Source organism: Falsiruegeria sp. JB4-1 (genome assembly GCF_055693495.1).
The window spans coordinates 3,042,602-3,055,151 of record NZ_JBVFTZ010000001.1 but is presented as its reverse complement, the minus strand read 5'-3'; the positions used below and the strand labels follow the sequence as shown (position 1 = coordinate 3,055,151).

Here is a 12,550-nt window from a genome sequence, read left to right as displayed (position 1 = left end):
AGTGTTACCTAGGGTGGCACTGATATCGGGTCAAAACCTTTCAAGTTACTGCTTTGGCTTCGTGACAATTTGTCCACCGACGCAAAGAAAAAGCCCCGGCGCGATGCCGGGGCTTTGTCGTTGTCTGTCTGATGGGATCAGTGCGCGGGGCCTTTGTCCCAGTCTTCCTGCTTGGGCAGGATTTCGAACGTGTGCTCTGGCGGAGGCGACGGAAGCGTCCACTCCAGCGTGTCAGCATATTCGTTCCAATAGTTGTTCTGAGTGATGCGAGCACCACGGAACAGCGCGTAGAACATGATACCGAAGAACAGCAGGAACGAAGCGAACGAGATGAACGCGCCATAGGACGAGATCTTGTTCCAATACGCAAATGCCTCAGGGTAGTCGATGTAACGACGTGGCATGCCCTGACGACCCAAGAAGTGCTGCGGGAAGAAGGTCAGGTTTGCACCGATGAAGAACATCCAGAAGTGGATTTTGCCCCAGAACTCGGAATACTGACGGCCCGACATTTTGCCGAAGTAGAAGTACATACCGGCAAAGATCGCAAACACCGCACCAAGCGACATCACGTAGTGGAAGTGTGCCACAACGTAGTATGTGTCGTGATACGCACGGTCCACACCGGCCTGCGACAGAACCACACCGGTCACACCACCAACGGTGAACAGGAACAGGAAGCCAAAGGCGAACAGCATCGGCGTCTTGAACTCGATCGAGCCGCCCCACATGGTTGCGATCCACGAGAAGACCTTAACCCCTGTAGGCACCGCGATGACCATGGTGGCCAGCATGAAGTAGGCTTGCTGGTTCAGCGACATGCCAACGGTGTACATGTGGTGCGCCCAAACGACGAAGCCCAGAACACCAATCGCGATGATCGCCCAAACCATCGGCAAATAGCCGAAGACCGGCTTGCGCGAGAAGGTTGCGATCACGTGAGAGATGATGCCGAAACCGGGCAGGATCACGATGTAAACTTCGGGGTGACCAAAGAACCAAAGGATGTGCTGGTACAGGATCGGGTCACCGCCACCGGCTGGATCAAAGAACGCAAAGCCAAAGTTGCGGTCCATCAGCAGCATGGTGATCGCGCCCGCCAGAACCGGCAGGGACAGCAGGATCAGCCACGAGGTGACAAAGATCGACCAAGAAAACAGCGGCACCTTGAACAGGGTCATGCCGGGGGCACGCATGTTCAGGAAGGTGGTGATCATGTTGATCGCGCCCAGGATCGAGGAGGCGCCCGATACGTGTACCGCGAAGATCGCAAGGTCCATGGACATGCCGCCCTCTGTGGTCGACAGCGGCGGGTACAGAACCCAACCAACGCCCGACCCAAGCTGGTCGTTACCACCCGGTGTCAGCATCGACGCCACACCCAGCGACGTACCAGCAACATAGAGCCAGAACGACAGGTTGTTCATCCGCGGGAACGCCATATCCGGCGCACCGATCTGCAGCGGCATGAAGTAGTTGCCGAAACCACCAAATAGGGCAGGGATGACAACGAAGAACATCATCAGGACGCCGTGATAGGTGATCATCACGTTCCACAGGTGGCCATTGGGGGTGCAAACTTCGTCGCTTGCAAACCAACGGGCGCCTTCGAGACACATGTATTGGACGCCGGGCTCCATGAGCTCCAGTCGCATGTAGACGGTCAATGTGACCGAGATCAGACCCGCAAGGGCCGAGACGATCAGGTATAGAATCCCGATGTCCTTGTGGTTGGTCGACATGAACCAGCGGGTAAAGAAACCGCGATCGTCTTCATGCTCGTGACCATGAATGGCTGCGTCTGCCATTTAGGTGCCTCCTGTTGCAACTGCGCGCGCAGCCGGACCTCTCCATGCGGCGCGGATTCCCGCTGGTTTTAGAGTGCAGCGGGACCGCCTTCAATGGTGGAGTTTGATATGGATCAAGATAAATGGCCGCACCCCCTTGAATGAACGCGGCCCTCTAGAGCTCATTTAAGGCTTGAAAGTGATGTCCTAATGGGGCCGAGCGGTCGCCAGTGCTGTGTTCGACACAATAAGCCAGCGCAGCCTTTTAGGTTCAGCCCGCCTCCAGTGCTGCGGCGAATGGTGCCTGTGTACTGCATGCCGGTTTCCGGGTCGACCAGACGGCCGTTGGTCCAGGTGTCTGCGGCTGGTTCAAGCCCGGTAACTATCAGATCCCCGGCCTGCGCAGCCTTCCAGCGCTCCATGTTCCATCCCCACAACAAACGACCGCAAACCTTGTTTTGATCCGGGCAGGGCTCGAACCGCACCACCAATGACAAACCGGGTGCGGCATAGGTGCCAGATAGGGGCTGCGCTTCGGATTTGAAGGCTGTCAGTGCCAGAAGGGCTGCAAGGCTTATCCCTGCGATCTGGTTGGGTTTCCACTTTACGTCGTTGGTCGAGCGCGCAAATTCCCTGAGGTAGTGTGGGTGTTCGGTTCCCATCAACCGGTCCCACCACGTAAAATAGAGCCCCATGTTATAACGCCCGTCAGCATGGTGCAGATCATGGTGCGTAACCGTTGTAAGCCAACCAAACAGAGGGCGTCCGTTTTTGCGAGCCGGAAAGATCTCGTATCCGCAGTGCCCAATGGCATTGCGAAGCATCATATGCACGACAAAAGCAAAAAGGGCCGCAGGATGCATTGGAATGATCGCTACAAAGAGAGGCAAAAACAACGCGTTGACGGCAGCTTCTGAAGTATCAAACGAATACGAGGTGAAAGGCGTCGGGTTGTGTGAACGATGGTGCAATCTGTGCATGAGGCGAAACAGGCCGCGATGGTGCATAAGGCGATGGGACCAATAGAACCATGCATCGTGTGCAACCACGATCATTGCGAACGAAGTCAGCAGATAACCCCAGCCGTGGGTGTTGATGTCCGTGTAGATCGGCATCCATCCCAGCGAATGGGTAACAGCGATTGTGATGCCAGTGGCGGCAAAAATTAGGGTTGTTCGGGCGCTGGCCAGCAATTCTCGTCGGATTTGCGGGGCATCCGCACAGCCGGGCCTGATCCTACGATGAGCAAGGCGTCGCCTGAGCAGCACGTTGACGATCAGATAGACACCACCTGCTCCGAGGACATAGCGCAAAATGTCGTGCGTGAGCGTTTCAAAAACGATTGCAACAAAATGGTCTTGGGTCATTGGGACCTCCTGTCATGATTGGAATGACACAGAGGTTGCCAGGGCTGAGTCGCAGATTCCTGCCGATACTGAAATCGAAGGGTGTTTTGCGAAATCAACCAGCTTCTTTTGTTTTCAACCTGTTTCGATATGCACGTGGGGTTTGGCCTGCTTGGGCGCGAAACGCTTTGTTAAAGGGGCCGAGAGAACCAAATCCGACGTCGTGCGCAATCTCAAGAATTGTCGTTCGGCGGTTGGCGGGATCGTCAAGCATGCGTTTGGCAGCCTCAATGCGATGGCCGTTGACGAAGGTAGAAAAATTGCGGAAGCCAAGATCGCCATTGATCGTGCTGCGCAGCAGGTGTTGGGGAACGTTTAGATCAGCAGCCAATTCTCCGATTGTCAGACCTTCGCGCTGCCATGCTCCATTGGCCATAGCTTCCGTCAGCCGGGCGACTACATCCGGATGCCTGACTTGCTCAGGTAACAGTGATTGCGGGTGCGTGGGGTCTTCATGGGGGCGTAGAGCCCAAAGGGCAAAGACAAGCGCCAGACAAAGAAAACCACCTGATTGCGCAAGAAAGGCCGCGCGCGGCAGTTCGGTGTCCATGTTCAATGCCTCAATTCCCGTGACCAGAACGCCGACAAGCCCCAGCACAATCAGAAAGCCTCGACGAAACTTACGGCGCTTGGCTACCAAATCATCCCGATCGGTGCTGACCGCCAACCAAATCAAACTGCCATAAAGGACGACCGCCAGTGCCGTGCGGACCAATCCCGTTTGCGGCCACAACAAAGCGGTCGCCCCCGCAAGTACGGTCACCCCACCAAGCAGTAATACTGGCCAATGGGACGATGGCGTGTCGGTGAGTAATTCAAGCGCCATCCAGCACAAGGCGAGGGGGGCCACCAATGCTCCAATTGTTAGAGCAACCCTGATTGAAGGAGCCAGGCCGGTTGATGCGGGGGCAGACACGATCAAGTAACATGCGATCATCGCCCCGAAAACGGCAACCGAATAGTCGGCAGACCCGCGCCGTGACAACACCAATGATGCTGCTGTGGTAAGTATAATTCCAATGGTCGCGCCGCGAAGGATCAGATCGAGCATTTCGTCTCCGTCTGGTTCAAATCTGAGTAGGGTGGCCGGTTACGCGGGACTTGTCCCGTTGATTGTGAATTTTCGGGTTTCAAAATCAACCGGTTTTCCCTGTTTGCTTGACGTTGACTGCCCAGACCGCAAGAACAGGGCAGAGACAGACAGGAAGGTGCCCAATGGCGTATGATCCAGACAATATCTTTGCCAAAATTCTGCGCGACGAAATTCCGTCGAACCGAGTTTATGAAGACGACCAGACTATTGCGTTCATGGATATCATGCCGCGCGCGGACGGGCACCTGCTGGTTATTCCGAAAACACCGTGCCGCAACGTCCTGGATGCAAGCCCCGAGCAACTCAGCGCGGTCATCACTACCGTGCAGAAAATGGGCAACGCGGTCATGAAGGCGTTTGATGCTGACGGTGTCACCATTCAGCAGTTCAACGAAGCCGCCGCACGGGCAAGAAGTCTTTCACCTGCATTTCCATGTTCTGCCGCGCCACGAGGGCGTATCGGTACGTGCTCCGGGTAAGATGGGGGACTTTGATCTCATTGCACAGCACGCGGACAAAATTCGGGCAGCAATAGCTTGAGGTTCAGATGAACCAAGAGGAGTGCGTGAAGGGTGTTCACAAAGTCGTGATCATCCGGCCGCTTTGATTTGGCGGTTCGGGCTTGATGCAGAACTACAAAAAATTACCGCCCCGAGATGGGATCGGGGCGGCATTTACTATGAAAATAAGGGAAACGGACAAAAGTTCGCCTCCACAACTTGAAAAAAACACCACTCACTCACAGAACGGCACATTCTATGTGAAGTAGACGCTGACTCGCGACATGACCCAAATGGTTCAAAGTGGCGATTATTGGTTAATAAATTGGGCTGGCATTGTTTGCGTACTCACTTATTTTAGGCGCAAAGAAGAAGACCACGGGTCAACACGGTATAATGGCGAAGCGAGCAGGCGAGATTACGCGCGATCAAGTTATCGCAGCGATCTATGAAACGGTACTGCGTCCGGAACTGTATGAGCATTTCATGCAAGCCTGGGAAGAGCATATCACTGCTATACTGAACGAACCCAAGTTAGCGTCGCACCTTGATGGCCGGGATGTCCAAGGAGGCATGGAGATTGATCCAGAGCTTCAGGCACATTTTGCGCGGGCACATGACATCCTGGATCAGATCGGACGCAAAGTTCCGCAAAAAGATCTGCGCGACCGGGTTGCGGCTGCGTCCGGAGTTTCTGTTCTGGCATCGCCTGATGGTCGGGTGCTGGCAACCGGTTCCGGGACCCACCGTTTTGTGCCGACCCTAGACAGCCTGAGTGAATTGAGTGATCGACTGAATGCAAGTTCGGTAAACCTGCTGGAGGAGTTGCGCCGAGCTGCTCAAAGCGACGGTACAGGGGCCGAAGCTGTTGTTCTCACAACGGATTCTGCAACCTCGTCATCTGATTGCTCGCATTGTGCGAGATGATGGCGTGCCGCAGTTGATGATTGAGGGGCTCGATTATCAGTGGACGGCTGAAGCTGAGCACTTGCTTGTAACTTCTTTTGGATTGTCGCGCGCCGAAGTGCAAATTGTGCGCAACTTGATGTCGGGTCATAGTCTACGTGACATCGCTGAGCAATCTGGGCGGTCAGAGCATACGGTGCGCAATCAAACCAAGTCAGTTTTGGCTAAGACCGGTGCTCCGGGCCAGGTTGATTTGATCCGGTTGGTTGCGTTTCTCGTTGGCAATGAAGGTCGTACGCACGACCGTCAGGTCGGGTCGATTGGGCTACACAGAGAAGTGCGCCTGATGAACACCGGTCTACAAATGCAACTGTTTCAGTGTGGTGATCCCAAGGGTCGCCCGGTCATATTTTTGCACGGAATGCTGGATGGTATGGCGCCACTCCAGCACATGCAGGCGATCGGAGCCTTGCGCGGATATCGGGTCATAGCACCCGTACGACCAGGATACGGTGCATCACATGCTGTTGGCAGCCCCGAGGAGGCATTGGACATCGGAACTGCCCATATCAACGAGTTGATTGCAACCATGGGTCTAGAGCGGCCACTTGTTTTAGGTCACATGGCTGGCGCCCTGCATGGGCATGTTGCATGTGCCAGATTGAAGGGAAAAGTGCAGGGAATGGTTGCCGTCGCTGGTGGCGGACCGGTCCTTCGTATGAAGCAGATTTCCAAAATGGCTCCGCGCCAACGTGTCATGGCATACACTGCCCGTTTTGCGCCCGCTTTGCTGCCCTTTTTTGTTCGTGCAGGAATTGCTCTTGTGGATAGTGATGAAGTGTCCAAGTTTATGGACACATTGTACAAACCGGGAAGCCACGAGCGGCAGGTAGTAGATCGACTGAACCTGTCAGAGCTCATGTTCGCTGGCTATCGTTTTGCAGCGCAGACCGGTGCGGCAGGATTTACCTCTGACGGGCACCTAATGGTGCGGAATTGGGTGCCCAATGTTGAAGGGTCGAACACTCCGGTTATTCATCTTCACGGAGAACTGGATCCAGTGATCCCTTGCTGCGCGACAGAACTGTTTGCAGCGCAACACGACAATATTTCCTTTCAGGCCTTTTCGGATGCGGGTCAGTTTTTGATTTATGAACGACCCGATGCTGTTTTGGCGGCTCTTGCGAAGCTGGCCTCGACCGACCACCCGTAGGGTCGGGTTCCTAGTCAGATATCGGGGCGACAGATGTCACCTGCCGTTTCGAACCACTCTAACTCTTTGTCTTCGAAGGTTATTCCGAGAAGATCTTCTCAAAGCTGCGTTTGAGGGCGATGTCGACGTCTGCCATGGTGACCGGCAGCCCAAGGTCTACGAGCGAGGTCACACCGTGCTCGGAAATACCACAAGGGACAATGCCCGAAAAATGGTCCAGATCGGGTTCCACATTGATTGATATCCCGTGAAAGCTGACCCATTTTCTAAGCCGTATGCCGATGGCTGCAATTTTGTCCTCGGCTTTCGCCCCTGATGCTGTCAGTGGCTTGTCATCCCGTTCGACCCAGACCCCAACACGGCCTTGGCGGATTTCACCACGAACATTGAACTCTGCCAAAGCAGCTATCACCCATGTCTCTAGCTGGTGGACGAACTTACGGACGTCGCGTCCCCGCTTACCCACATCCAGCATGACATAGACAACTCTTTGACCAGGGCCATGATAGGTGTATTGCCCTCCGCGTTTGCTGGCATGCACTTCGAAGCGGTTCGGGTCTGTCAGATCCTCGGGTTTGGCAGACGTGCCGGCTGTATAAATCGGTGGATGCTCGACCAGCCAGATACATTCGTCAGCCGTACCAGCCGCGATTTCGGCGACACGGTTCTCCATGAAGCCTACGGCCTGTTCATAGCCGACCAATTCGTCTGACGTGATCCATTCCATGGTGCGTTCTATATGTGCATGGAGCGAGAAGGGAAAGAGTGGTCAGGCAGCTTCAGATACACACCGCAGAAGAAGTTGTTCATATGTATCGACACCCTGTGCCCCGGTGACCAGATACTTTCCAGAAAATACCATCGAAGGAACACCAGAGATACCGCGACTTGTCCAAAACTGTTGCTTGCCGCGAACGTCCTGAACACGGGCTCCGCTGTTCAGGACATCCCTTGCGGCTGCGGCATCCAACCCTACGGAATGTGCGATCTCAACCAAGGATTCGGTGTCTGAAACATCCTGCCCGCCCGTGAAATAGGCAGAGAACAAGGCCAATTTGAGAGGGTGCTGCAACTGCTGTTCCTCGGCCCAATCGAGCAGCTGATGCGCCTTGAAGGTGTTCACCATGCGACTGTCATCCGAAAAATTGAACTCAAACCCAAGATCGTTGCCCAATGCGGTCAATTGATCGCGCGCCTGCTGACTTTGCTGTTTTGTTGAGCCGTACTTCTCCATGATGTGCTCGCGCAGGTTTTGTCCCTCTGGAGACATCGTGGGGTTCAGTTCGAACGGGTGCCACCGAAGATTCGCCAGATAGCCGGTACGGGTCAACGCCTGGTCCAACTGTAGAAATCCCACGATGCACCATGGGCATACCACGTCCGACACGATATCGATTTGAACGATTGGGCGGGTATCGGAGCTTGGCATGTTCTGTTCCTTATCAGGCTTGCTTCATTAGGTGAGTTCTGCGCCCGGGAAATCAAGAGGACACAAGGCATTGCACCTTTAGAGATCGCTCAATCGACTCTGCGAGAGAGCGTGACGTTCCAAAGGGCGGGTAGAGTGCAAATTTTTGCGAATTACCTCTTCACAACGCCCGCGCTTCACTATAGACCCCGGCCCACCAAGCCTTGGCAGTGCGGTCGTGGCGGAATTGGTAGACGCGCAGCGTTGAGGTCGCTGTGGGGTAACACCCGTGGAAGTTCGAGTCTTCTCGACCGCACCAGATCACCCCCTTAACATATTGATATTACTCCATAATTGGGGCGTGACGGGTGATTATGCCCCACAGTCTGCCCCACAGTTGCGCGATAATTCGTTGACGTGTCAAAAAATCTGTGGGCATGTAAAGAGCATCAGAAACGAAGTCACACAGTAACCAGCACGATCAGGGACGGAATCGTGTGCTTCGTGGATTGAATCCCATGCCCGCCAAAACTGAAATCATGCCGTTGCTGACCATTACGGAAAAAGCGACGGAATTGAACGTATCATCCGAAACCCTGCGCCGCTGGCGTCGGGACGGAAAAGGTCCAGCCTACATCGAGTACGAAGGGACGGTCAGGTACTACCCTGAACCGGAACTGGGGAATGTGGCATGAACAAACCAGAAAACCCGCCGGGTACGTTCTTTTCAGTCCATCGTCACCAGGGACTGAAAGACCCCGACTTCGTTGCGAAAGGGGAATCCATTTATCGTCGGGTTGAGTCACTGTCGGCAAATCTGCCCGACTTCATGACCACCAGGGCGCAAGCTGTCGTTGACCAGTCCAGAATGAACGCGGAAGCCAGTTCGATCCTGTGGGATTTGAGTCTGGTACGTGATGCCCTGGGTCTGGGATTTAACGATTTCGCCAAGGCGATGATTTCCACGATCTACCACAAACTTCACAAAACTGGTTGGTATATGAATTGCCCCGCTGACGTGTGCAGAGTTGTAGAAGATGTGTGGGAGTCGTTGGATGGCGATTCTTTCGTCGCGGCCTACAAGCAGATCGAAGCCGTGTTGGGTGCCCGCTGTGACTGACCTGCACGGTTTCCGAAACAAAACGACATTGTTGAAAGCCGCCGCGCCGAAGCAATGGAAGGGTCGGGGTGCGATCTACTGTCTTTGCGGACCCTACCACGCTGTTAATACCTGCATGGAACTACACCCACATCGTGACGAACACCCACCAGGTTGGCCGTGGTTCTTCAATGTTCGTGTTCATGCGGATGAACCCCAGAAATACGGCTGGTATGCGACATGGCCGAACGGGCATATCTGGGGTGGTTGGTCTTATCGTCGGGGTGTGAATCTCAATTGGCAACGTGAGTATTTCATTCGCGCAATTCGGCACGAAATCGAAGATCAAAAGCCGTTCATTCCTGCCGGATATGAAGCGCATCACGCTGGTCTGACGTTCAAGCAAATCGCCGACCACTACTTTGGCAACGACATTCACGAAACCTTCGAAGAACGAACGGGTACACGTCGCCTGATCGACAGGAAACTAGCGGTTGGATGGCACGATTTTCACAGGCAACATGCTGTTTGGCAAATACTGACGCCTGAACAACATCGCGCCGCACATGCAGCCTAACTGAAACCAAACCGTATTCGTTCCAGTATCAGAGCCGCAAGGTTGGAACGAAGAAGCCCCGGTGCAGCCGAGCCGCTGCGCCGGGGCGATATGAACCCATCCGCCAAGAAAGGCTCTGTCTATGGCGCAGAATACCACCAACCCCGAGACTCCATCAACCATCCTGCACCATCAGACCGCATGGCAGGCCGGATTTCGTGATCTGATCCCAGTCATTCCACCCGGTGCCCTGTTGCATGAACACAGCTTGGTCGATCCCGATGCCCGTGGGAAGGTGCCGGGCGATTTCTTTGGGGGTGCCTGGGACGGGCTTGGAAGATGGCCCACCTACGAAATGACAGAAGCCCTGTGTGCCAAGTGGGACAGCCTGGGTGCCAATGTTGGTTTGAAAATGGGCGTGTCCTGGGTGGCGCTGGATGTGGACGTGACCGACGAAACCCTGGCACGGGCCATGTACGACTGGTTGATGGCTTATGCCGCTTCAGGGGTGGGGTTTGGCCGATCAGGGTCGGCAAGGCACCGAAATTCATGATGTTGTTCAAGATGCAGGGTGAACCGATCCTGTCCCGGCAATATCCGATGAAGCAGGAAGGCGTCGAAGGTAAGCAACTGATCGAAGTCAAAGGCGTTAGCAACAAAGGAACACCGACCCAGGTCGTGATCGCTGGCACCCATCCCTGCGGTGATCTGTATCGCTGGGACCAGGCCATATATGCCGACATGTTCCCCGCCTGCACCCAGGAACAAATGGATGCGATGGTCAACGCTCTGTTGGAAGTCGCCGAGTCCCGTGGTTGGACGCGTGGCAGGGCCACCAGAACAGGTCCGTCTGACGGAACTAGTGCCCTGGGTGCCCAACCATTCGATCAGGCGCTGGTGCAGCCGGTGATCGATCTGATCGGTAATGATGATCTGGAATATGACGATTGGGTTCGGGTGGGGTACGCGATCAAGGCATGTCTGGGTGATGTCGGGTGGGGTGCGTTTGCCGCCTGGTCGGCCAAAGCGTCGAAAGACGAACCGAAGATGACACAGCGGATTTGGAAGGGTTTGAAGCCCGACGGATCGACCGGGTTCGGAACACTGGTCTTTCTGGCCAGGCGGGATCAGGGCGGTTTTCTGCCATCCCACATCGCGTCACGCGTATCGTTCGGAGTGGCTGCGCAAGGTGCGTCTCAGGCGGGGATGCTTGCTGGCGTGGCTTTGACGCCTGCTGTGGTCCAGGAAGGTCGGCAGTTTATCGATTACGCGACGAATGACGACGGTGTGCCGGTCATGAATTCGGCCAACGTTTACGCCTATCTGCATAATGACGACGCATGGAGTCAGACTCTGGCCTATGACAAGTTTGCCGACCGGGCGATTGTGACGGGCCACATACCGGGATCACCAGACCAGCGTCTGGGGCGTCCCCTGACCGATGAAGATGAACTGGCCATCCATCGATGGTTCCAACTGCAAATCTTCCCGAAGATCAGCAAGGGGGATGTGCGGGACGCAATCCAGGGACGTGTCATGGATAACACGTTCGAACCGGTGCAGCAGTATCTGGAAAACCTGATCTGGGATGGCGTGCCACGGATCGATTCCTGGCTGTTCACATACGCTGGCGTCCTGCCCGGTGGCCTGGACCCAACCAGCCTGCATTACATCGGCCAGGTGGCCCGCAAGTGGCTTATATCGGCTGTCGCCAGGGCGATGCAGCCAGGGTGCCAGGCTGATCACGCTCTGATCATGGAAGGTGGTCAGGGTCTGGGCAAATCAACCGTCCTGCGGGCGCTGTGTCCTAACCCCGACTGGTTCGGTGACAGCCTGCCAGATTTTCACAAGACCATCGATGCTGCGGAATACCTGAACGGGAAATGGATCATTGAAATGTCCGAACTGACTCAGGTCCATAAAGGCGAAGTGGAAGACATGCGCCGGTTCCTGACCAGACGCGTGGAAAACTACAGTCCGAAGTATGTGCGGCGCACAGTGGACCGTCCACGGCGCTGTGTATTCGCTGGCACCACCAACCGCGACGATTACCTGAAGGATGTGGAAGGCGAACGCCGGTTTTGGATCGTGCAGTGCCGTGGACAAATCAACATCGAAGGGATGGAGCAAGACCGCGATCAGATATGGGCCGAAGCGTACCAGGCGTACAAGGCCGGTGAAAAGTGGTGGCTGGATAAACAGACCGAAACCCATGCCCGCACGATCCAGAAATCGCGTGTGCCGCTGGATGAATGGCGGCAGGAACTGCCACATGTGCTGGCACCGATGCAGGAAACTTGCGTGCGACAGGTGATGGACCTGTTGGGTCTTCAGCGCCACAACGGTGTGCGAAATACACGATTGGAACAACAGGTCGGTAAAGCCATCCGCGATCTGGGATGGGTCGTGGATAAGCAAATGAGCGGGCTTTACAGAGGCTGCGCCCGCTATGTTCCAGGGTAGAAAAGTGTGCAGAACAGTAGTGCAGAACACCCCCGTTCTGCACCATATATCGCCTTCGCTATACATAACGAAAGAGTGCAGATCACCCCCATTTTCTATTGTTTAGGACTCTCTACCAC

General features: G+C 55.1%; 12 protein-coding genes, 1 tRNA gene and 1 pseudogene. 9 read left to right on the top strand and 5 right to left on the bottom strand.

Translation table 11 applies throughout. The features are described 5' to 3' along the window. Positions 1-137: 137 nt before the first annotated feature. From ctaD to ACZ1HE_RS15640, 3 genes are all read right to left on the bottom strand, one after another. The gene (gene ctaD, locus ACZ1HE_RS15650) at positions 138-1,808 is read right to left on the bottom strand and encodes a cytochrome c oxidase subunit I (protein WP_472622244.1); all 1,671 of its coding nucleotides are present in this window, start codon (positions 1,806-1,808) and stop codon (positions 138-140) included. Positions 1,809-1,969: 161 nt separating this feature from the next. After that, positions 1,970-3,154 (bottom strand): sterol desaturase family protein, encoded by a 1,185-nt coding sequence (locus ACZ1HE_RS15645; RefSeq protein ID WP_472622242.1) that lies wholly within the window; start codon positions 3,152-3,154, stop codon positions 1,970-1,972. 94 nt (positions 3,155-3,248) lie between these two features. Beyond that, entirely contained in the window at positions 3,249-4,244 is a 996-nt protein-coding gene (locus ACZ1HE_RS15640; protein ID WP_472622240.1) for a helix-turn-helix domain-containing protein, read from the bottom strand. 164 nt (positions 4,245-4,408) lie between these two features. Here ACZ1HE_RS15640 and ACZ1HE_RS15635 point away from each other — a divergent pair. The 3 genes and pseudogenes from ACZ1HE_RS15635 to ACZ1HE_RS15625 all read left to right on the top strand — a co-directional run bounded on the left by ACZ1HE_RS15635 (position 4,409) and on the right by ACZ1HE_RS15625 (position 6,905). Then, a pseudogene (locus tag ACZ1HE_RS15635) lies at positions 4,409-4,826 on the top strand (HIT family protein). 356 nt (positions 4,827-5,182) lie between these two features. Further along, positions 5,183-5,713 carry a hypothetical protein gene (locus ACZ1HE_RS15630; protein WP_472622238.1) on the top strand — a complete coding sequence of 177 codons (531 nt, stop codon included), beginning with the start codon at positions 5,183-5,185 and terminating at the stop codon, positions 5,711-5,713. After that, a complete protein-coding gene (locus ACZ1HE_RS15625; RefSeq protein ID WP_472622236.1) occupies positions 5,703-6,905 on the top strand; it encodes a bifunctional helix-turn-helix transcriptional regulator/alpha/beta hydrolase in 1,203 nt (400 codons plus the stop codon). The genes ACZ1HE_RS15630 and ACZ1HE_RS15625 overlap by 11 nt, the downstream gene beginning before the upstream one ends. 79 nt (positions 6,906-6,984) lie before the next feature. Here the strand turns inward: ACZ1HE_RS15625 and lipB are convergent, their stop codons facing one another. Both lipB and ACZ1HE_RS15615 read right to left on the bottom strand, forming a co-directional pair. Further along, positions 6,985-7,644 (bottom strand): lipoyl(octanoyl) transferase LipB, encoded by a 660-nt coding sequence (lipB, locus tag ACZ1HE_RS15620; RefSeq protein WP_472624497.1) that lies wholly within the window; start codon positions 7,642-7,644, stop codon positions 6,985-6,987. A gap of 30 nt (positions 7,645-7,674) precedes the next feature. Continuing rightward, complete coding sequence (locus tag ACZ1HE_RS15615) at positions 7,675-8,334, bottom strand: DsbA family oxidoreductase (RefSeq protein ID WP_472622234.1); 660 nt, start codon at positions 8,332-8,334, stop codon at positions 7,675-7,677. Between the two features lie 211 nt (positions 8,335-8,545). Between ACZ1HE_RS15615 and ACZ1HE_RS15610 the strand changes: the two genes are divergently transcribed. The 6 genes from ACZ1HE_RS15610 (at position 8,546) to ACZ1HE_RS15585 (ending at position 12,431) form a co-directional block, all read left to right on the top strand. Then, a tRNA-Leu gene (locus tag ACZ1HE_RS15610) sits at positions 8,546-8,632 on the top strand. A gap of 199 nt (positions 8,633-8,831) precedes the next feature. Then, the gene (locus ACZ1HE_RS15605; RefSeq protein ID WP_472622232.1) at positions 8,832-9,008 is read left to right on the top strand and encodes a helix-turn-helix domain-containing protein; all 177 of its coding nucleotides are present in this window, start codon (positions 8,832-8,834) and stop codon (positions 9,006-9,008) included. Then, positions 9,005-9,433, top strand: coding sequence for a hypothetical protein (locus ACZ1HE_RS15600; protein WP_472622230.1), 429 nt, complete (start codon positions 9,005-9,007; stop codon positions 9,431-9,433). The genes ACZ1HE_RS15605 and ACZ1HE_RS15600 overlap by 4 nt, the downstream gene beginning before the upstream one ends. A gap of 115 nt (positions 9,434-9,548) precedes the next feature. After that, complete coding sequence (locus ACZ1HE_RS15595) at positions 9,549-9,989, top strand: hypothetical protein (protein WP_472622228.1); 441 nt, start codon at positions 9,549-9,551, stop codon at positions 9,987-9,989. A 121-nt stretch (positions 9,990-10,110) separates the two neighbouring features. Continuing rightward, complete coding sequence (locus tag ACZ1HE_RS15590; protein ID WP_472622226.1) at positions 10,111-10,521, top strand: hypothetical protein; 411 nt, start codon at positions 10,111-10,113, stop codon at positions 10,519-10,521. Continuing rightward, positions 10,518-12,431, top strand: a complete 1,914-nt coding sequence (locus ACZ1HE_RS15585) for a VapE domain-containing protein (protein ID WP_472622224.1) — start codon at positions 10,518-10,520, stop codon at positions 12,429-12,431. Before ACZ1HE_RS15590 ends, ACZ1HE_RS15585 begins: the two co-directional genes overlap by 4 nt. Positions 12,432-12,550 lie beyond the last annotated feature (119 nt).